Genomic DNA, 20,199 nt, shown 5'->3' with positions numbered 1-20,199 from the left:
GGCCCTGCTGCGCCGTGCCCTCGCCGTCTGGGCCCGGCCCGGCGAGCAGGTCCGCGTCTCGGCGACCCCGGGCACCCAGACCGGCGGCCCGGCCGGGCCGCCCCAGCTGCTGTACGCGGGCGAGGTGGACGCCGCCCGTGTGGTGATCCTCTACGACGGCCTGCGCATCACCCGGTACGCGGAGCCGAAGGACGGCACGCAGGGGGCGGCCCTCGACTTCGCCCGGATCGACGGCGCGGCGGGCGGCGGGGCGAGCGCGCTGGTGCTGGGCCGCTCCGACGGCAACGTCCGCTACCTGATCGCCCCCTGGGTGACGAAGGCGGCCCAGCGGGACCTGGCGAAGCCGGACTCGGCGGCCACACCGCTCACCCTCGCCGACGGCGTCACCGCGCCGCTGGCCAGCTCCGCCATGCGGCCGGGCACCTGCACCTCGTGGACGGCGCTGCAGCTGACGGACGCCTCCGGTACCCGGCTCGCCACCGACCTCGGTGAGCTGGTCCCCGCCCACCTCACCGCCGGCCGCCCCGGCTCGCCCCGGGAGGCGTCCGACGCGCAGGGGCTGCGCACCTGGGCGCCGTTCGCCTGCTCCCTGGCGGCCGAGCGCTCGGCGGGCGTCAGCAGCGTCAACGCCTGGACCTACGCCGAGCAGCCGCTGCCCGACAGCAGTGGTACCGGCGCGTGGGTGTGCACCCGGGCGGAGACCTGGCGCGGTGCGGGCACCCTCACACTGGCCCAGTTCGGCACGCCGGGCGGGGTGGCCGGGACGGCCGTCGCCAAGGCCGCGGACGTGCCGGCGTGCGGCCCGCGTGATCCCCAGGTGCTGGCCGGGGTGCTGTGGAAGTCGGCGGCCGGGCGGTGGTACCTGCTGGCGGCGGGCGGTGCGGACACGGCCTCGATCCGTGCGACGGGCGGGGTCACCGCCTCCGGGCAGGGGCCGCTGCTGGCGGTCAGGGCGAAGCAGGGCGCACGGGCCGACCTCCAGGCCACCCTGACCGACGGACGGAAGATCGGCGGGCTGCGGTAGCACTTGTTGACACCCGCGTAAACAAGCTGCACCACAGGGCTTCTCAGGCGTCCTACCCGCCAGTACATTGACGCCATGTCTAACACGCAGCCTCGGTCGGTGGACTCCGAGCGCATCGCGCTCAAGGCGCGCAACGTGTCCTTCTCATGGGAGGCCACGCCCCTGCACTGGGTGCCCGGCGATCCGTTCACCACGCACACCATCAACGTGCTGCACCTGCTGCTGCCCGCCGGTGAGCGGTGGTTCGTGCACGTGTACAAGCAGGCGCTGCCGCTGATCCGGGACGACCGGCTCCGCGAGGACGTCGTCGGGTTCATCGGCCAGGAGGCCATGCACTCCCAGGCGCACGACGAGGTGCTGCCGCACCTGCGCGAGCAGGGCCTCGACCCGACGCCGTACACCGCCCAGGTCGACTGGTTCTTCGAGAAGCTGCTCGGCGACCGCACCCTGCCCCCGGGCCGGGCCCGGCGCTGGTGGCTGCTGGAGCGCCTGGCCCTCATCGCGGCCATCGAGCACTACACCGCGTTCCTCGGCGACTGGGTGCTGAACGCCGCCGAGCTGGACCGGCGCGGCGCCGACCCGACGATGCTGGACCTGCTGCGCTGGCACGGCGCCGAGGAGGTCGAGCACCGGTCGGTGGCCTTCGACCTGTTCCAGCACCTCGACGGCAGCTACCGGCGCCGGGTGCGCACCTGGGCGACAGCCTTCTCGGCGCTGGTGTTCCTGTGGCAGCGCGGGATCCGCTTCTTCATGGAGAACGACCCCACCCTCACCGGCGCCAAGGGCTCGTGGAAGGACTTCTACCTGCGCGGCCGGCAGGGCACGCTGCCCGCCACCGGGGACATGCTCAGGTCCGTGCCGCGCTACCTCGGCCGCGCCTACCACCCCTCCCAGGAGTGCTCCACCGCGCAGGCCGTCGCCTATCTGGCGGCTTCCCCGGCCGCGCGCGCCGCCGAGCAGCGGGAGGCGGCGTGACCCCGAAGCTGCGCACCCTCGCCCTCGCCGGCGGCGCCGCCCTGCTCACCCGACGGGCCCTGCGCCGCCGGGTGCGGCGCTCCCCGCTGTGGCCGCTGCCCGCCCTAGACCCGCCGATCTCCGGCCGGCCGCGCGCCCGGGCGCTGAAGCTGCTGGTCACCGCGCACGAGACGATCGCCGACGGGGTCGTACGCCTGCGCCTGGAGGGTCCCGGCCTGCCGCGCTGGGAGCCGGGGGCGCATGTCGACCTGGTGCTGCCGTCGGGTCTCGTGCGGCAGTACTCCCTGTGCGGGGACCCCGGGGACACCGCCGGCTACACGGTCGCCACCCGGCTCGTGGCGGACGGCCGGGGCGGCTCACGCGAGGTACACGAGCAGCTCGCCGAGGGCATGGAGCTGGAGGTGCGCGGCCCCCGCAACCGGTTCCCGCTCGTCGAGGCGCCCGCCTACGTCTTCGTCGCCGGCGGTATCGGCATCACCCCGGTGCTGCCGATGCTGCGGGCCCTGCCGGACGGCGCCGAGTGGCGGCTGCTGTACGGCGGGCGGACCCGGGCGTCGATGCCGTTCCTGGCGGAGGTGCGGGCGCTCGCCGGGGACCGGCTGACCGTGGTGGCCGAGGACGAGGACGGGCGGCCCGACCTGGCCGCCCTGTTCGCGGACACGACGGCGGACACGGCCGTGTACTGCTGCGGTCCGGAGGGCCTGACGGCGGCCGTGCAGGAGGCGCTGCCCGAGGGCGCCGGCCTGCACCTGGAGCGGTTCGCCCCGCGCACCGGCGCGGGCGGCGACACGGAGTTCGAGCTGGAACTGCGCCGCAGCGGAAAGACGTTGACCGTGCCGCCCGGCTCCACCGTGCTGGCCGCCGTGCGCAGCGTGCTGCCGGACACCCCCTACTCCTGCGAGCAGGGTTTCTGCGGGACCTGCCAACAGCGCGTGCTGGAGGGCGAGGTCGATCACCGTGACGAGCTGCTGACGGACGCGGAACGGCCCGACTCCCTGCTGATCTGCGTCTCCCGGGCCCGGACCGATCGCCTGGTGCTCGACATGTGAACACGTGCGGCCGAATCCGATCGGTAAGGTGTTCGCATGAGTACCGGGGTTCGCCGCAGGATGGGCGTCGAGGAGCGTCGGCAGCAGTTGATCGGTGTCGCTCTCGACCTGTTCAGCCGACGCTCGCCCGACGAGGTCTCCATCGACGAGATAGCCACGGCGGCGGGCATCTCACGCCCGCTCGTCTACCACTACTTCCCGGGCAAACTCAGCCTGTACGAGGCCGCGTTGAAGCGCGCCTCGGAGGATCTCGCGAGCCGCTTCACCGAGCCGCACGACGGCCCGCTCGGTGGCCGGCTGCTGCGTGTGATGCGCCGTTTCTTCGACTTCGTGGACGATCACGGCCCCGGATTCTCGGCACTGATGCGCGGCGGCCCCGCCGTGTCCGCCGAGGGAACCGGCGCGCAGGGTCATGTCTCGGCCACCCACGCGCTCATCGACTCCGTCCGGCAGGCCGCCTACGAGCAGATGCTGTCGCACCTGGGGGTGAGCGAGGCGTCGCCGCGTCTTGAGCTGGTGGTCCGCTCGTGGATCTCGCTCGTCGAGTCCACCGCGCTGATCTGGCTGGACGGCCGGCGCATCCCGCGCGGCGAGCTGGAGGTCCAGCTCGTGCACGACTTCGCCGCACTGGCCGCCGTCAGCGCCGCCTACGACGCCGACATGGCCGGACTGCTGCGCACCATGGTCAAGGGTGAGCCGGCCGACGGCCCCTTCGGGGAACTGGTCGGCCGGCTCATCGCCCTGGGTTCCTAGCGGTCGGACCTGCGGTACGACGGGTCGAGGTCACGGACCTCGGCGGAGGCGTGCACAGTGAAGTCCGCCTCCGCCACATGCCCGTGCAGCAGCTCCAGGACGCGCTCGGTGAGCTTCGCCTTCGTCTCCTCGCCCCGGCCGGCGAGGAGCCCGATCGTCACGTGGACGACCGCGTGCCCGCGCGGTCCGGCGTCCTCGTACCCGAACGCGGTGTACGCGCTCGGCCGGAACTGCGTCTTGCACGCCTCCGGCTTCGCTGCCGCGATCTCCACGGTCGCCTCGTGCAGCGCACGTGCGAAGCCCGCGCGGTCGAAGGCGTTCTCCATGGTGTCGGAGTAGTCGATGGTGATCTGCGGCATGCGCACTCCTGTTCTACGGCAACGGCCTCACCCTAGTTCTTCGCCCGGGTGAACACCGCCACCGTCCGCGCCGGCACGGTGAACGTGCCCGAGCCGGCCGCGTAGGAGGCGGTCTTCACCACCGGGTCCGAGCCCGCCGCCTGCACCGGGTGGAGCCGGTAGGGCGGGCCGGCCGGCGCGCCGATCCGCTGCTCCTGCTCGTGCGGGGTGGCGTTGAGGACCACGACCAGGTCGCCCAGCCTCATGGTGATCACGCCGGGTGTCTCGGCCGGGCCGGAGAGCGGGAAGGACAGCCGGTCCTGCACCTCGGCGGCCGTCCGCAGCGAGAACACCGGCTCGGACGTGCGGATCCGCAGCAGGTCCCGGTAGGCGGCCGAGGCGCCGGTGATCTGCGGGCAGCCCACCCGCACCGAGCCCAGCAGCGGTCTGGCGTGGTCCCACTTGGACCGGTTGTCGGCCGCCGGGGGCAGCCCGCGCCCGAAGCCGTTGCCGTCGGCGCAGTTCCAGTGGATGGCGTTGAACCAGTCACCGCTGTCGAAGGAGTTGCGGTCGAGGGACTTCGAGCGCAGCAGGTCGGTGCCCGCCTGGGAGAGGGCGGGGCCCTGCGAGAGGGCGGCCGTGGCCATGGCGAGGACCTGCATCCGGGCCCGGTCGGAGGCGGAGGTGTCCTTCGGGAGCTTGTAGGCCAGGGCGTCGAACAGCGACTCGTTGTCGTGCGCGTCCACGTAGGCGAGGGCGTCGCCGGGCGCGTCCGCGTAGCCTGCGGGCGAGCCGTTGTAGTCGACGCCGGCGCCGGTCACCTCGACGCCGCCGGAGTCCGTGAAGCGGAACTTCGCCAGGCTGCCGGTCAGGCCGACCTTGATCAGGTCCTGGTAGTGCAGCAGCCGGGCCTTCTGCTCCGCGGGGGTGCCGTTGGCCGCCGAACCGTTGGGGTCGGTGTACAGCCCGGAGGCGAAGCCCTGGACGCCCGGGTCCTCGTCGAAGGGGCCGCCGCCGCGTACCGCGTCACGGGCGCGGTCGGAGAAGGTGGCGATGCCGGTGCCGGCCATGTTCTTCTGCGTGGCCTGCACGAACCGGGCGTCGTCCGCCACCTCGCCGAAGTTCCAGCCCTCGCCGTAGAGGATGATCTTCTTGCCGTCCACGCCGTCCTCGGCGGGGGTCAGGGCGTCCAGGGCCTTCCTGACCGCCAGGATGTTGGCCTTCGGGTGGTGGCCCATGAGGTCGAAGCGGAACCCGTCGACCTTGTACTGCCTGGCCCAGGTGACGACGGAGTCCACGACCAGCTTGCCCATCATCGCGTTCTCCGTCGCGGTGTTGGCGCAGCAGGTGCTGTTCGCCACCGAGCCGTCGGCGAGGAGCCGCTGGTAGTAGCCGGGCACGATCCGGTCGAGCACGGACGTCGCCGCCTGGCCGCTCGCCGCGGTGTGGTTGTAGACGACGTCCATGACGACCCGCAGCCCGTCCTGGTTCAGCGCCTGGACCATTCTGCGGAACTCGACCGTGCGGGCCGTGCCGTCGGGGTCGGTGGCGTACGACCCCTCGGGGACCGTGTAGTGGTACGGGTCGTACCCCCAGTTGTAGGCGTCCCTGGCGGCGGTCCTCGCGACGCACTCCTGCTGCCGGTCGGAGTCGGCCGGGTAGGAGGCGAGGTCGCAGTCCGGGGTCGCCTGGTCGGCCTTCCTCTCGGGGATGGTGGCGATGTCGAAGGCGGGCAGGAGGTGGACGTAGGAGGTCCCGGCCTTCGCCAGTGCCCTCAGGTGCCGGGAGCCGTCGCTGTCCTTGTCGGTGAAGGCCAGGTAGGTGCCCGGGTGCTTCGAGGTGCGGTCCGCGACGGAGAAGTCCCGGATGTGCAGCTCCTGGATCTGGGCGTCCCGCAGCGGCACGGCCCTGGGCTTGCGCAGCGCGGACCAGCCGGCCGGCGCCAGGGCCCTGTCGTCCAGGTCGGCCACGAGGCTGCGCTCGGAGTCCGCGGTGAGCGCGACCGAGTACGGGTCGGTGACCTTGTTGGTGACCGTTCTGCCGGCGCTGGGCGCCCACACCCGCACGACGTACCGGTAGGGCTTGCCCTTCCAGGACGCGGGGCCGGTGACCGACCAGACACCGGTGGTGTCGTCGCGGTGCATGGGCTTGAGCGAGCCGGCCAGCTCCAGGGAGACGCTCCGGGCGGTCGGCGCCCACACGGCGAGGGTCGGCCGTCCGCCGTGGAACGTCGGGCCCAGCCTCGCCTTGGTCGCGGCCGGGTAGAGGTCGTCCAGCACGCCGGCGATCTGCACGCCGGTCGCGGCCAGTACGGCACCGTCGGCGGTGCGCTGCGAGGCGACGAGCTGGCCCGTCAGGGCGGAGCGCACCCGGTCCCGGTCGCGTGGGTCCACGGTCCAGGCGGTGTAGTCCCTCAGGTGCGGGAACTTCGCCTTCTGGGCGTCGCTGAGCGTGGTCTTAGTGAGCCGGATCCAGCGCTCGTCGTCGCTGGTCAGGGTCCCGCCCTCGACGGCGATGGAGCCGTCGCGGGAGGAGAGCAGCTGGGTGGAGGCGGCACCGTCGACGCCGTTCCAGGCGAGGGTGTCCCGGTCGATCCAGACCGCCTCCGAGGTGGTCAGGTCGAGCGCGGCGGCACTGCCCGCCGGCTGCGGCAGCAGGTACTTCTCCTGCCCGCTCAACAGCCACACCTCGTGGCCGTCCGCCCTGAGGTCGAGCGACCGGTCGGTGGGCAGGTCCTTGTCGTCGCCCTTGTGCAGGATGTAGCTGAGAGCGGTGGCACCCTCGGCGAGGGGCACCTCGAAGACCGCGCCATAGGCGTCAGTCTTCACCGGCCGCAGCGGGGTCGACCAGTCGGTGGGCCGCGCCGCGCCCGTCCAGACGTGCAGCCCCCAGCCGTCGTAGTCGCCGTCGGCGCGGTGGTAGTGCAGGACGGCCTTCGTGGTGTCCTGGGCCGGGTAGCCGGGCTTCTCGGTGCGTACGTCCGGCTTGCCCTGCTCGATCCAGACCTCACCCGTCCTGGTGACGTCGACGGACCGGTCGGCGGCGACGTCCTTGTCGCCGTCCTTGTCGACCACCAGGAAGTCCAGGGTGGAGGCGCCGGGCTTGAGCTTGACGTACGCGAAGGCGCCGTAGGCGTCGCGGCCTGCGAAGGGGTGGCCGGCGGGCCAGGTCGTGGCCTCGCCGTCGGCGAGGTCGCCCCACGCGTACAGGCCCCAGTCGGCGTAGTCGCCGTCGGCGCGCCGGTAGTGGACGATCGCGTAGTCCCGGGCGGAGGCCGTGGGGGTTTCGGGCACGGGCGGGGTACCGGTGCTGCTCGTCGCCATGGCGCTCGCGGTGTGCCCGGCCGAGTCGACGACGACGGCCTTGTAGCGCAGGGCGGTGCCCGGCGGTACGTCCTCGCCGAGGGTCTGGGTGACCTTGTACGGGGCGTGGTCGGCGGAGCCGAGCGTGCGCCAGGGGCCGTCGCCGGCCTGGGCGGCGAAGACGACCCGGTTCAGCCCGCCCCCGTCGACGTCGGCGGACAGCTCGACGGTGCCGGTGGCACCCGCGTCCGGGGCCCTGAGGCTGATCACCGGCCCGGTGGCGGGCTCGGCGAGGGTGCCGGTGGCCTTGTAGACGACGGCGGAGCCGGCCGGGACGGTGACGGTGACCTTCTTGTCGCCGCCGGAGCGCACGGAGCCGGTGGCCCCGTAGACGCCCCGGTACGTCATGTCCGCCGAGCCGGTGGCGAAGCCGGCCGTCCTGGCCTCCCCTGCGTTGTTGAAGGCGACGATGTACTCCCGGCCGGTCTTCGCGTCCGTCCGGGTGAAGGCGTAGACACCGGCGCCGTCGGCCGCGTACCGCTCGCTCTGCACGCCGTCCGTCAGGCCCGGGTTGGCCCTGCGCAGCGCGGCGAGGGCGGCGATCCGCCGGTAGAGGGGGGCGCCGGTGTCGTAGGCGTCGCTCTCGTGGGTGCGGTCGGTGCCGATCTCGTCGTCGTCCAGGTAGTCGGCGACCTTCGAGGCGAACATGGTCTGGCGGGCGTCCTTGTCGCCGCCGGAGCCGGTGAAGCCCTGCTCGTCGCCGTAGTAGACGACCGGGTTGCCGCGGCTGAGGAACATCAGCTCGTTGGCGAGTCGGTCCTTGCGCAGGATCTGGGCGTCGGTCGCCTTCGGGTCGTCCTGCTTCAGGAAGTACCCGATGCGACCCATGTCGTGGTTGCCGAGGAAGGTGACCTGCTCGTAGGCGTTGGCCTTGCCGGTCGTGTACTTGTAGTCGTCGCCGAAGACGCTCGCGAGCCTCCGCGCGCTGCCGCCCTGGGAGACGTAGGCGCGGGCCGCGTCCTGGAAGGGGAAGTCGAGGGTCGCGTCGAGCCTGCCCTGGGTGACGTAGGGGGAGGTCACGGAGGTGTCGGCGGAGTACACCTCGCCGAACATGAAGAAGTGCTTCCGCCCGTGCCGGGCCGCGTAGGCGTCCAGCGCGGTCGCCCACCGGGTCCAGAACTCCATGTTCACGTGCTTGACGGTGTCGATCCGGAAGCCGTCGATGCCGAAGTCCCGCACCCAGCGCTGGTAGATCCGTTCCATGCCGCTGACGACTTCGGGACGCTCGGTCCACAGGTCGTCCAGGCCGGAGAAGTCGCCGTAGGTGGTGGACTCGCCGGCGTAGGTGGAGTCTCCCCGGTTGTGGTACATCGCCGGGTCGTTGAGCCAGGTCGGGACCTTGGAGTCGTCGGTGGCCTTCGGGGTGCGCGGGAAGGAGTCGATGCCGACGGCGGGGAACTTCCGCCTGCCGTCGGCGTAGTCCGCGTCGTCGAAGGGCCGGCCGTCCTCGGTCAGGTACGGGAAGGCGCCCTTGGAGAGGTAGTCGTGTGACTTGGGCTCCTGGTCCACGACGTTGGCGGTGTGGTTGGTGATGACGTCGAAGAGGACCTTCATGCCCTTGGCGTGCGCCTTGGAGATGAGGTCCGACAGGTCCTTGTCGGTGCCGAAGTGCGGGTCGACCCGGGTGAAGTCGGTGATCCAGTAGCCGTGGTAGCCGGCCGACGCGTCGGCGCCCGTGCCCTGCACCGGGCGGTTCTTGAAGATCGGCGCCAGCCAGATGGCCGTGGTGCCGAGCCCCTTGATGTAGTCCAGCCTGTTCGTCAGGCCCTTCAGATCGCCACCCTGGTAGAAGCCCTTGTCGGTGGGGTCGTAACCGGTGCGGAGGCGGGAGCCGGTCAGGCCGCCCTTGTCGTTGGCCCTGTCCCCGTCGGCGAAGCGGTCCGGCATGACGAAGTAGAACTGCTCGCGGGTGTCGTCGTGCCGGGCGGGCTGCGCGGCGAGGGCGGCGTCCGAGGGGGGCGCGGGCACGGTGGCCGCGGCCGGGGCGCCCCGGGCGGCCAGTGGCTGGATCAGTGCGGCGGTGAGGGCGGCGGCGGTGACCGCCGCCGCCCGTCCGACGTGGGCGGTACGGCGCCCGCGGGGCGCCGGCCATCTCGGTATCACAGGCGGGAACTCCTTGCGACTACGGCTCATTCGGGTCCGACCCCGCGCGACCGTACCGCCGACGAAAGGTTTACAGCAAGACTTGTGAAACCCGAAGAAAGGGGTTTCACGGACCGTCAGTGCACCCGCTCAGCAGCTCGACTTGCCGGCGTAGAGCGCCAGGGCCGTGTCGGCGCCCAGGGTGGCGGTGAACCGGCCGCCGGAGTCCACGCTCACCGTGGTGTTGTTCTGCACGTTGCAGTACGTCCCCGCGGGCAGGGAGGTCTGGTACGTCCGGGTCATGCTGCCCGGCTCGTGGTTGATCGCCACGTAGCCCTTGCTGCCGCGGCCGAAGGCGATCCAGTTGTTGCCGTTGTCCCACCACCCGGTGACCGCCTGCCCGCGGGTGGCGTTGCGGAAGGCCACCATGGACTTGATCTCCGGCCAGGCGTGCTGGCACTTCCAGCCGTCCTGCCAGCAGGCGTTGACCGTGCCGCCGTCGGGCGGTCCGGCGTCGGCGTCCGTCCACTCGTACCCGGAGTTGATGTCGGGGGCGCCGTAGGGCCAGGCCAGCATGAAGACGTTGGCCAGGGTGTATTTCGCGCCGGACTTGTAGTTCAGCGTGCTGCCGTTGCGCTCGGTGTCGTGGTTGTCCACGAAGACGCCCGCGACCGAGCTGTTGAGATAGCCCCAGCCCTCGCCGTAGTTGTTCAGGTAGGCCAGCTTCTCGGCGGTGAAGACGCGCTTGAGGTCGTAGGCGTACCGGAACTCCTGGACGTCTCCGTTGCCGGTGTACTCGGAGGGCTGGACGGCCTCGCCCGCGCCGTAGATGACCTCCTGCTTCCAGTAGACGCCGGGGCTGGTCAGGCGGCTCTTGATGTTCGCCAGGTCCTCGGCCGGGATGTGCTTGGCCGCGTCGATGCGGAAGCCGTCCACGCCGAGGGTGAGGAGGTCGTTCAGGTAGCCGGCGATCGCCTTGCGGACGTACTCCTCACCGGTGTCCAGGTCGGCCAGGCCGACGAGTTCGCAGTGCTGCACGCTCCAGCGGTCGGCGTAGTTCGACACCTGGGCGGTGCAGTCGTCCAGGTCGTGGCTCGAATACAGGCCGGGGTAGTCGTACTTCGTGTACGACGAGCCGCCGGTGCCGGTGCCGCTGCCCGCCGCCATGTGGTTGACGACGGAGTCGACCACGACCTTCACACCGGCCGCGTGGCAGGTGTTCACCATGTTCCGGAAGGCCGTGCGGTCGCCGAGACGGCCGGCGATCCTGTACGACACCGGCTGGTACGACGTCCACCACTGGGCGCCCTGTATGTGCTCGGCGGGCGGGGAGACCTGCACGTAGCCATAGCCGGCGGGGCCGAGGGCGGTGGTGCACTCCTTGGCGACCGAGTCGTACTTCCACTCGAAGAGGACCGCGGTGACGTCCTTGGCGCCGGGCGGGGAGGCCGCGGCGATGGTCGGGTTCATGCCAACCAGAGCGACGGCCGTGAGGGCGACCGCCGCGGGGAGGGATCTGCGTGCCATGTGGGGTTCCTTCGACGTTGAAGGCAAAGGGACCGCTGAAGACGCTTGCTGAAATGTTTCAGCAAACTTGCGGTGACGCAGATGTTAAAGGCCCGCTGTCCGAAAGACAGCGGGCCGGTGTGAAGTTGATGCAAGAACTTTCAAACGTGCCGTCAGACGGCGGACGTCCACCACACGGTGGTGTCGGCCGGCACCTTCGCCTCGCCGCCGGCCTCGGTCACCTCACCGCTGGTGAGCAGGACACGGCCGTACGCAGGCGTCGTCACCGACTCCCCGGTGGTGTTCGCGACGCACACGAAGTCGCCCCGCCGGAAGGCCACGACGCCCTCGGGAGCCCGCAGCCACTCCACCGCGTCACCCGCGCCCAGCTCCGGCCGGGCCCGGCGCACGCGCAGCGCCGAGCGGTACAGCTCCAGCGTCGAGCCGGGGACGCCGGTCTGCGCCTCCACGCTCAGCCCGGCCCAGGCCGCCGGCTGCGGCAGCCAGCTGCCGCCGCTGCCGAAGCCGTAGGAGGAGCCCTCACGGGTCCAGGGGATCGGCACCCGGCAGCCGTCCCGGAAGCCGTCCTGGCCGGCGCCCCGGAAGTACGCCGGGTCCTGGCGCACCTCGTCGGGCAGGTCCACGACGTCCGGCAGGCCCAGCTCCTCGCCCTGGTAGATGTACGCCGAGCCGGGCAGGGCGAGCATCAGGAGGGTGGCGGCGCGGGCGCGGCGCAGGCCCAGCTCCCGGTCGCCCGCGGTGCGGATCTGGGTGCCGAGGCCGGGCGGGTTGGCGAACCGGGTGGCGTGCCGGGTGACGTCGTGGTTGGACAGGACCCAGGTGGCGGGGGCGCCGACCGGGCGCATGGCTTCCAGGGTGCGGTCGATGACCGTGCGCAGTTCCTTCGCGTCCCACTCGGTGCTCAGGTACTGGAAGTTGAACGCCTGGTGCAGTTCGTCCGGGCGGACGTAGTGGGCGGTGCGCTCGACGGTCGGCGTCCACGCCTCCGCGACGAAGATCCTCTCCCCCGCGTACTCGTCGAGGATGGTGCGCCACTGCCGGTAGATGGCGTGCACGCCGTCCTGGTCGAAGAACGGCATGACATCGTTGCCCAGCAGCTTGAGCTGATCGTGGTCGCCGAGGTCGGGCAGGCCGTCGGCCTTCACCAGGCCGTGGGCGACGTCGATGCGGAAGCCGTCCACGCCCATGTCCAGCCAGAAGCGCAGGATGGAACGGAACTCGTCGCCGACGGCCGGGTGGTCCCAGTCGAAGTCGGGCTGCTCGGGCGCGAAGAGGTGCAGGTACCACTCGCCGGGCGTGCCGTCGGGTTCGGTCACCCGCGTCCAGGCCGGCCCGCCGAAGATCGACTCCCAGTCGTTGGGAGGGAGTTCGCCGGCCTTCCCCTTGCCGGGGCGGAAGTGGTAACGCTCCCGGAGCGGGGAGCCGGGACCCTCCGCGAGGGCCCGCTTGAACCACTCGTGCTGGTCGGAGGAGTGGTTGGGCACGAGGTCGACGATCACGCGCAGCCCGTGCGCGTGGGCGTCGCGGATGAGCGCGTCGGCGTCCAGCAGGGAGCCGAACATGGGGTCGACGGCCCGGTAGTCGGCGACGTCGTAGCCGGCGTCGGCCTGCGGGGAGGCGTAAAAGGGGCTCAGCCACACGGCGTCGACGCCGAGGTCGCGCAGGTAGGGCAGGCGGGAACGTACGCCTTCCAGGTCGCCCATGCCGTCGCCGTTGCTGTCGGCGAAACTGCGCGGATAGACCTGGTAGATGACCGCGTCCCGCCACCAGTCGCGGCGGTCGGCGACGGTGGCGGCGAACTGGCGGGCCGGTGCGGCGGAGTGCTGCTGGCTCATGGCGTCCTTGATACGTGACGGGCGTGATGGGCGGACGGTGGGTGCGGCGGCGGGCCGGACGGGGGCGGGGAGCGGGGACGGATGCGGGGCGGGCCGCGGCGGCAGCGGGGTCGGATGGCCGGCGCGGCCCGCCCACCCGCGCGACGGGCGCGCGGGAGTCCTGCTCCGGCGGGCGGTCAGCCTTTGGTGCCGCCGGCGGTGAGGCCGGTGACGAGGTTCTTCTGCACGAGGTAGAAGAACACCGTCACGGGTATCGCGATCAGCACCGCGGTGGCGGCCATGTAGTTCCACTGGGCGTCGTGCTCGCTGACGAAGGTCTGCAGGCCGACGGCGAAGGTGTACTTGGAGTCGTCCAGCAGGAAGGTGGTCGCGAAGGCGACCTCGCCGACGGCGGTGATGAAGTTGTAGAAAGCGGCCACGGCCAGGCCCGGCCGGGCCAGCGGCAGGATGAGCCGGAAGAAGGTGCCGAAGGGGCTGAGGCCGTCCACGCGTCCGGCCTCGTCGATCTCGAAGGGGATGGTGTCGAAGTACCCCTTGAGCAGCCAGGCGCTGTACGGCACGGCGGTGGAGCAGTTGATGATGATCAGCGACCAGTAGGTGTCGATGAGGCCGAGGTCGCTGAAGATCTCGTACATCGGCACGATCAGGATGGCGATCGGGAACGCCTGCGTGAGCAGCAGGACCCACATCAGCTGCTTGTAGCCGGGGAAGCGCATGCGGGAGACCGCGTAACCGGTGGTGGCGGCGACGAAGACACCGATGAGGGTGGTCCCGAGGGCCACGATCATCGTCGATCTGAACCAGTCGAAGAACCCGGTGTGCTGCAGCACGTAGCTGTAGTTGGCGAAGGTCGCCTTGCCCGCGATGCCGCTCGGGTGGAGGTAGTCCTCCTTGTCGGGGCCGAGGGACAGGTAGCACAGCCAGGCCACCGGGGCCAGGGCGACGAGGCCGGCCAGGACGAGGCCGCCGTGCAGCAGGGCGGTGCCGAGCGGGCCGCGCTCGCCGCGCCGGCGCACGCGGCGCCGGGGAGCGGTGCCCGGGCCGGGGGCCGGTGCGGTGTCGGTCTTGTCCAGGGTCGTGGTGCTCATGGCGGCGGCTCCTGCGGCGTCAGACGGCGAGCTGGTCATTGCGCTTCAGCCAGCGGAAGTAGAAGGAGGTGAAGACGGCCAGGATCGACAGCAGCAGCACGCCGTACGCGGCGGACTGGGCGAAGTCCCGTGGCTGCTGGCCGAAGCCCAGCGCGTAGGCCCAGGTGACGAGGATCTGGGTGTCCGGGGCGGAGTTCTTGCCGAACAGCAGGAAGATGATGACGAACTGGTTGAAGGTCCAGATGACGCCGAGCAGCACGACGGTGGAGCTGACCGAGCGCAGTCCGGGCAGGGTGACGTGCCGGAAGCGCTGCCAGGCGCTCGCGCCGTCCATCTCCGCCGCCTCGTACAGCGAGGAGTCGATGGACTGCAGCCCGCCGAGCAGCGAGAGCATCATGAACGGCACACCGCACCAGGTGTTGACCATGACCGCGGCGAAGCGCTGCCAGAAGGTGTCCTCCAGCCACTCGGGCTGCGGCAGGTGGAGCGCGCCGAGGACCTGGTTGAACACGCCGGAGTCGGCGAGCATGATCCGCCAGGAGAACACGGTGACGAAGGTCGGCACGGCCCAGGGCAGGACGAGCAGCAGCCGGTAGACGGTACGCCCGCGCAGCTTCTGGTTCAGCATGAGCGCGAGGCCGAGGCCGATGGAGTAGTGCAGGGCCACGCAGGCGACCGTCCAGACGACCGTCCACAGGAAGTGCGACCAGAACCGGTCGTAGGCCGTCGGGCCGAACAGGATGTCCTGGTAGTTGTCGAGGCCGATGAACTTGTAGGTGGCGTCGATGTGGTTGACGCCGATCGTGCGCGCCGAGTTGAGGCTGTTGGCGTCGGTGAGGGTGAGGTAGAAGCCCCGCGCCAGCGGGTAGCCCACGAGGACGCCGAGCACGACGACCACGGGGGCGATCATCGCGTAGGCGTACCAGTACTTCTGGAAGCCGTTCCTGATGCGCTGCCCCGGCCCGGGCCGAGGCGCGCGGTCACCGCGGCGCTTGCCGGTCGCGCGGTCGATGGCGACTGTCATGGTTCGACACCTTCAATGGTTCAAGGGGTTGGGCCGGGCACGGGGCGGTGGCCGCCGGATCCTTCCCCCCCGGGTCCCACCGGGAGGATCCGACGGCCACCCGGGCTCACTTGCTGAAGTCGGGCACGAGCCTGGTCATGGCCAGCTCGGCGTTGCTCAGGCCCTTGTCCAGCGACTCCTTGCCGCTGGCGACCTTGGGCAGCTCGGTGTCCAGCGGGCCCCACAGGGAGCTGTACTCGGCCAGCGCCGGGCGGGGCCGGGCGGCGGACAGGACACCCTGGTAGCCGGCGATGCCGGGGTCGGCCTTGACCTTCGCGGTGTAGGCGTCGGAGCGGGTGGGCAGGGTGGAGTTCTTCAGGGCGATGGTCTCCTGGGACTGCGCCGAGGTCATGAACTTCACGAACTTCAGGGCCGCTTCCTGGTGGGCCTGGTCGGAGCCGGCGTAGACCGAGAGGTTGTGGCCGCCGGTGGGGGCGCCCGCCTTGCCGGTGGAGCCGGCCGGCACGGTGGCGATGCCGAGGTTGTTCCTGTCCTTGAAGGCGCTGCCCTTGTAGAAGTTCGTGATCTCCCAGGGGCCCTGGAGGATCGCGGCGACCTTGCCGTTGACGAACGCGTCCTGGATGTGGGCGTAGGCGTCGGCGGTGGCGTCGGCCTTGTGCAGGCCCTTGCCGGAGAACAGGCTCAGCCAGGTGCCGTACGCCTTCTTCGCGGCGGCCGAGTCGACGGTGATCTTCTTGGCGCCGACGTCGACGGTGTCGGTGCCCTCGCCGTGCAGGAAGGACTGCGCGTAGTACGCCTGGGTGGAGCCCCAGTAGCCGTCGACCCCGGCCTTGGCCTTGACCTTGGCGGCGTCGGCCCTCAGTTCGTCCCAGGTCTTGGGCGCCTCGGTGATGCCGGCCTTCTTGAACAGGGCCTTGTTGTAGACGAGGGCGAGGGTGTCGGTGACCAGCGGGACGCCGTAGGTCTTGCCCTCGTACTGGGCCTGCTTGATCAGGTTCGGCTCGAACGCGGCCTGGTCGGCGAGGGCCTCGGTGCCGTCCAGGGGCAGGAAGAAGCCCTTCTTGGCGAAGGCCGGGGTCCAGCCGACCTCGGAGCGCAGCACGTCCGGTGCGCCCTTGGCGCCGGCCGCGGTGTCGAACTTGTTCTGCGCCTGGTCGAAGGGGACGTCGACGTACTTGACCTTGATGTCCTTGTTGGCGGCCTCGAACCGCTGGACCAGGGCCTTGTACGTCGGCGCCTCATTGGTGGCGTTGGAGGTGTCCCACCAGGTGATGGTGACCGGGCCGTCCGACTTCCCGCTGTCGCTGTCGCTCCCGCCGCACGCCGTCGCCGTCAGGGCGAGGGACGCCACCAGCGCGGAGGCCGCTATGCCACGCCGCATGAGTTCTCCTAGAGGGTTGAGCCCGAGTGGTACAGAGGGCGGTCCCGCCCGCTCCCTGCGACTTGCCGACTGCGCCGTTGCCGCGGCCGGGCGACTGGGAACGTAACAGCGATGTAAGCATCGCGAAAGACCTTGCAGAAAAAAAGTGCAAGAGGACACGATGGTTACCCGGCCGTGACCGGCCGTCGACCGCCGCGCAACCCTTTGATGCCGGGGCTGAGCGGCGAGGACGACACTTGTGCAAGACTCTGCAAGCTCTTGCCAGCATGAAACCGAGGGAGCGCGATGACGCAGCAACCCACGGCAGGCCGCGCGCCCGCCCGTGCCCGGCGACCGGCCGGTGTGCAAGGCGAGATACGACCGGTACAGTCCAGTGGCGTGACCACACGGCTAGCCGATATCGCTGCGCAGGCGGGGGTGAGCGAAGCGACGGTCAGCCGGGTCCTCAACGGGAAGCCGGGCGTCGCCGCCACCACCCGCCAGTTGGTGCTCGCCGCACTGGACGTGCTGGGCTACGAGCGCCCGGTACGGCTGCGCCAGCGCAGCGAGGGGCTGGTCGGGCTGATCACGCCGGAGCTGGAGAACCCCATATTCCCCGCCCTGGCCCAGGTCATCGGCCAGGCGCTGACCCGCCAGGGCTACACACCGGTCCTCGCCACGCAGACCCCGGGCGGGTCGACCGAGGACGAGCTGACCGAGATGCTGGTGGACCGCGGGGTCGCCGGGATCATCTACGTCTCCGGACTGCACGCCGACACCACCGCCGACATGCAGCGCTACGAGCGGCTGCGGGCGCAGGGGGTGCCGTTCGTGCTGGTGGACGGGTTCTCGCCCAAGGTGCAGGCGCCGTTCATCTCCCCCGACGACCGGGCGGCGATGACGCTCGCGGTGACGCATCTGGCCTCTCTGGGACACACCCGGATCGGGCTGGCGCTCGGCCCCCGGCGGTTCGTGCCCGTACAGCGCAAGATCGAGGGTTTCGTCCGGGCGGTGCAGGACCAGCTGGGGCTCGCCGCGGACACCGTGGAGACCGAGCTGGTCCAGCACTCCCTGTACACGCTGGAGGGCGGCCAGGCCGCGGCGACCGCGCTGATCGAGCGCGACTGCACCGCGGTGGTCTGCGCCAGCGACATGATGGCGCTGGGTGCGATACGGGCGGCCCGGCAGCGGGGCCTGGAGGTGCCCCGGGACGTCTCGGTGGTCGGGTTCGACGACTCCCCGCTCATCGCCTTCACCGACCCGCCGCTGACCACCGTCCGCAAGCCGGTCCCGGCGATGGGGCAGGCGGCGGTGCGCACGCTGCTGGAGGAGATCGGCGGGACTCCGGCGCCGCACAGTGAATTCGTCTTCATGCCGGAACTCGTGGTGCGCGGCTCCACCGCTTCGGCCCCGAACGTCCTCCGTACGTCGTAGAAGGTGCGCCGCGGACCCAACCTTGGGATGATCGGCCGAAGAAACCTTTTCTGGCAGACTCTGTGCCTATGAGTGACTCGACCGTGACAGATCCGGAAGGTCGCGAGGAGGTGGCCGTTCCGCGAGCCGTCACGGGCGAGGGCAGAGGAGGTCCGCTGAGCCGGCTGCGGCGCCCGGGCCGGCCCCGGCTGTGGTTCGAGATCCTTCTGATCGCGGTGAGTTACTGGACGTACTCACTGATCCGCAACGCCGTCCCGGAACAGCGGGCCGCGGCGCTGCGCAACGCGGACTGGATCCGGCGCGTCGAGCACGCGCTGGGCATCGGGGTCGAACAGTCGATCAACCACGCCGTGAACTCGGTCAATTGGCTCATCGTAGGGATGAACTACTACTACGCCACCCTGCACTTCGTCATCACGCTCGGTGTGCTGGTGTGGCTGTACCGGTGGCATCCCGGCCGCTACGCGGCGACCCGGCTGGTGCTGTTCGCGACCACGGGTGTGGCCCTGCTCGGCTACTACCTCTTCCCGCTCGCCCCGCCCCGCCTGACGGGCGGCGGGGACTTCGTGGACACGGTGACGGTCCACCACACCTGGGGCTCGATGGCCTCGGGCGACCTCAAGCACATGTCGAACCAGTACGCGGCGATGCCGTCGATGCACATCGGCTGGTCGCTGTGGTGCGGACTGACGATCTTCGCGCTGGCGACGGTGCCGTGGGTGCGGGTGCTGGGGCTGCTGTACCCGGCGGCCACCCTCCTGGTGATCGTCGCCACGGCCAACCACTTCTGGCTCGACGCGGTGGGCGGAGTGCTCTGCCTCGCCTTCGGCTTCGCGCCGGCCCGGGCGTGGTACGGCAGCCACCCCTACGCGCTGCCCCGGCTGGTCCCGGCGCCCGTGCGCCGGGGGGCGCGCCGCCCGGACGCTCAGTCCGCGTAGAACAGCTCGTCCACCACCGTCCGGGCCCTGCGGGTGGTACGGCGGTAGGCGTCCAGCATGTCCCCGGCGTGCCCGGCGCCGTAGCCCAGGTAGCGGCCGACGGCGGCCAGCTCGCGCGGCTCGGTGGGGAAGGTGTCCCCCGCCCGGCCCCGCACCAGCATGACGGCGTTGCGCACCCGGGTGGCCAGCACCCACGCCTCGTCCAGGGTCTCCGTGTCCTCGGCGGACAGCAGCCCCGCCTCGCGGGCGGCGGCCAGCGCCCGGCGGGTACGGGTGGTGCGCAGCCCGCTGACGTGGTGGCCGTGCCGCAGCTGGAGCAGCTGCACGGTCCACTCGACGTCGGACAGCCCGCCGGGGCCGAGCTTGGTGTGCAGCTTGGGGTCGGCGCCGCGGGGCAGCCGCTCGGACTCCATCCGGGCCTTCAGCCGGCGGATCTCGCGGACCGAATCGTCCGGGAGTCCGGCGGCCGGATACCGCAGGGGGTCGATCAGCTCGACGAAGCGCCGGCCCAGGTCCTCGTCGCCGGCGACCTGCTCGGCCCGCAGCAGCGCCTGGGACTCCCAGACCAGGGACCAGCGCCGGTAGTACGCCTCGTACGACTTCAGCGTGCGCACCAGCGGACCCGACTTGCCCTCCGGGCGCAGGCCGGCGTCGATGAGCAGCGGCGGGTCGGCGCTGGGCAGCTGGAGCAGGCGGCGCATCTCCGCGACGACCTTGTTGGCGGCGGCGGACGCCTCGTGCTCGTCCACGCCGTCTTGGGGTTCGTGCACGAAGAGGACGTCGGCGTCGGAGCCGTAGCCCAGCTCGTGCCCGCCGAAGCGGCCCATCCCGATGATCGCGAACCGGGTCGGCAGGGTGTCGCCCCAGCCGTCCCGGACTACCGCGCGCAGGGTGCCGGCGAGGGTGGCCTTGGTCAGGTCGGAGACGGCCGCGCCGACCCGGTCCACCAGGGCGCCCTGGTCGGCCTCCGCGGGGTTGGTCTCGGTGCCGTAGGAACCGACGATGTCGGCGGCGGCGGTGCGGAACAGCTCGCGGCGGCGGACACCGCGGGCCGCGGTGACGCCCTGCGCGGCGTTCTCCGCCCGGCCCACGGCCGCCACGATCTCCTGCTCCAGGGCGGTGCGCGGGCGCGGTGCGAGACCGCCGCCGTCGCCGTCGCCCAGCAGGGCCACCGCCTCGGGGGCGCGCATCAGCAGGTCCGGGGCGAGGCGGCCCGCCGACAGGACGCGGGCCAGGTTCTCCGCCGCCGCGCCCTCGTCGCGCAGCAGGCGCAGGTACCAGGGGGTCTTGCCGAGCGCGTCGGAGACCTTGCGGAAGTTCAGCAGGCCGGCGTCCGGGTCGGCGGAGTCGGCGAACCAGCCGAGGAGGACCGGCAGGAGGGTGCGCTGGATGGCCGCCTTGCGGGTCACA

General features: G+C 71.4%; 13 protein-coding genes and 1 pseudogene. 6 read left to right on the top strand and 8 right to left on the bottom strand.

From position 1 onward, the window contains the following. The 4 genes and pseudogenes from GT045_RS16750 to GT045_RS16735 all read left to right on the top strand — a co-directional run. Positions 1–1,024, top strand: a pseudogene (locus GT045_RS16750) (hypothetical protein); the annotation flags it as partial. A gap of 75 nt (positions 1,025–1,099) precedes the next feature. Next, on the top strand, positions 1,100–1,999 hold the full coding sequence (locus tag GT045_RS16745; RefSeq protein WP_161286895.1) for a metal-dependent hydrolase: 900 nt from the start codon (positions 1,100–1,102) through the stop codon (positions 1,997–1,999). After that, positions 1,996–3,048: a PDR/VanB family oxidoreductase gene (locus GT045_RS16740; RefSeq protein ID WP_161334660.1), complete on the top strand. Its 1,053-nt coding sequence runs from the start codon at positions 1,996–1,998 to the stop codon at positions 3,046–3,048. The genes GT045_RS16745 and GT045_RS16740 overlap by 4 nt, the downstream gene beginning before the upstream one ends. Before the next feature lie 36 nt (positions 3,049–3,084). Further along, on the top strand, positions 3,085–3,801 hold the full coding sequence (locus GT045_RS16735; protein WP_202528272.1) for a TetR/AcrR family transcriptional regulator: 717 nt from the start codon (positions 3,085–3,087) through the stop codon (positions 3,799–3,801). On the opposite strand, the gene GT045_RS16730 is transcribed toward GT045_RS16735, so the two are convergent. The 7 genes from GT045_RS16730 to GT045_RS16700 form a co-directional block, all read right to left on the bottom strand. Beyond that, a complete protein-coding gene (locus GT045_RS16730) occupies positions 3,798–4,160 on the bottom strand; it encodes an isomerase (protein WP_161334659.1) in 363 nt (120 codons plus the stop codon). The two genes, GT045_RS16735 and GT045_RS16730, sit on opposite strands and share 4 nt — an antisense overlap. 32 nt (positions 4,161–4,192) lie before the next feature. Then, positions 4,193–9,604, bottom strand: a complete 5,412-nt coding sequence (gene pulA, locus GT045_RS16725; protein WP_161334658.1) for a pullulanase-type alpha-1,6-glucosidase — start codon at positions 9,602–9,604, stop codon at positions 4,193–4,195. Between the two features lie 129 nt (positions 9,605–9,733). After that, complete coding sequence (locus tag GT045_RS16720) at positions 9,734–11,110, bottom strand: alpha-amylase family protein (RefSeq protein WP_202528268.1); 1,377 nt, start codon at positions 11,108–11,110, stop codon at positions 9,734–9,736. A gap of 152 nt (positions 11,111–11,262) precedes the next feature. Beyond that, a complete protein-coding gene (locus tag GT045_RS16715) occupies positions 11,263–12,945 on the bottom strand; it encodes a glycoside hydrolase family 13 protein (protein WP_161334657.1) in 1,683 nt (560 codons plus the stop codon). Positions 12,946–13,121: 176 nt separating this feature from the next. Beyond that, positions 13,122–14,033 carry an ABC transporter permease subunit gene (locus GT045_RS16710; RefSeq protein ID WP_161334656.1) on the bottom strand — a complete coding sequence of 304 codons (912 nt, stop codon included), beginning with the start codon at positions 14,031–14,033 and terminating at the stop codon, positions 13,122–13,124. 19 nt (positions 14,034–14,052) lie between these two features. Next, positions 14,053–15,057 (bottom strand): sugar ABC transporter permease, encoded by a 1,005-nt coding sequence (locus tag GT045_RS16705; RefSeq protein ID WP_161288344.1) that lies wholly within the window; start codon positions 15,055–15,057, stop codon positions 14,053–14,055. A gap of 106 nt (positions 15,058–15,163) precedes the next feature. Next, positions 15,164–16,438 (bottom strand): extracellular solute-binding protein, encoded by a 1,275-nt coding sequence (locus tag GT045_RS16700; protein WP_161288346.1) that lies wholly within the window; start codon positions 16,436–16,438, stop codon positions 15,164–15,166. A 378-nt stretch (positions 16,439–16,816) separates the two neighbouring features. Here GT045_RS16700 and GT045_RS16695 point away from each other — a divergent pair, with 378 nt between their 5' ends. Both GT045_RS16695 and GT045_RS16690 read left to right on the top strand, forming a co-directional pair. Continuing rightward, positions 16,817–17,851 (top strand): LacI family DNA-binding transcriptional regulator, encoded by a 1,035-nt coding sequence (locus tag GT045_RS16695; protein ID WP_161288348.1) that lies wholly within the window; start codon positions 16,817–16,819, stop codon positions 17,849–17,851. A gap of 68 nt (positions 17,852–17,919) precedes the next feature. Then, a complete protein-coding gene (locus GT045_RS16690) occupies positions 17,920–18,789 on the top strand; it encodes a phosphatase PAP2 family protein (protein ID WP_202515247.1) in 870 nt (289 codons plus the stop codon). Here the strand turns inward: GT045_RS16690 and GT045_RS16685 are convergent. Next, positions 18,777–20,199, bottom strand: a 1,423-nt coding sequence (locus tag GT045_RS16685) for a bifunctional [glutamine synthetase] adenylyltransferase/[glutamine synthetase]-adenylyl-L-tyrosine phosphorylase (protein WP_161334655.1), incomplete at its 5' end; no start/stop codon positions are given. The two genes, GT045_RS16690 and GT045_RS16685, sit on opposite strands and share 13 nt — an antisense overlap.

This window comes from Streptomyces sp. SID486 (assembly GCF_009865385.1).
Lineage (GTDB): Bacteria > Actinomycetota > Actinomycetes > Streptomycetales > Streptomycetaceae > Streptomyces.
The sequence above is the reverse complement of the archived record's forward strand: the minus strand, read 5'-3'. Positions and strand labels throughout refer to the sequence as shown.

Bases quoted from the DNA above. Each gene is read 5' to 3' on its own strand.
- GT045_RS16745 (WP_161286895.1), top strand. From the start codon at position 1,100: ATGTCTAACACGCAGCCTCGGTCGGTGGACTCCGAGCGCATCGCGCTC.
- GT045_RS16735 (WP_202528272.1), top strand. From the start codon at position 3,085: ATGAGTACCGGGGTTCGCCGCAGGATGGGCGTCGAGGAGCGTCGGCAG.
- GT045_RS16730 (WP_161334659.1), bottom strand. From the start codon at position 4,160: ATGCCGCAGATCACCATCGACTACTCCGACACCATGGAGAACGCCTTC.
- GT045_RS16720 (WP_202528268.1), bottom strand. From the start codon at position 11,110: ATGGCACGCAGATCCCTCCCCGCGGCGGTCGCCCTCACGGCCGTCGCT.
- GT045_RS16715 (WP_161334657.1), bottom strand. From the start codon at position 12,945: ATGAGCCAGCAGCACTCCGCCGCACCGGCCCGCCAGTTCGCCGCCACC.
- GT045_RS16710 (WP_161334656.1), bottom strand. From the start codon at position 14,033: ATGAGCACCACGACCCTGGACAAGACCGACACCGCACCGGCCCCCGGC.
- GT045_RS16705 (WP_161288344.1), bottom strand. From the start codon at position 15,057: ATGACAGTCGCCATCGACCGCGCGACCGGCAAGCGCCGCGGTGACCGC.
- GT045_RS16700 (WP_161288346.1), bottom strand. From the start codon at position 16,438: ATGCGGCGTGGCATAGCGGCCTCCGCGCTGGTGGCGTCCCTCGCCCTG.
- GT045_RS16690 (WP_202515247.1), top strand. From the start codon at position 17,920: ATGAGTGACTCGACCGTGACAGATCCGGAAGGTCGCGAGGAGGTGGCC.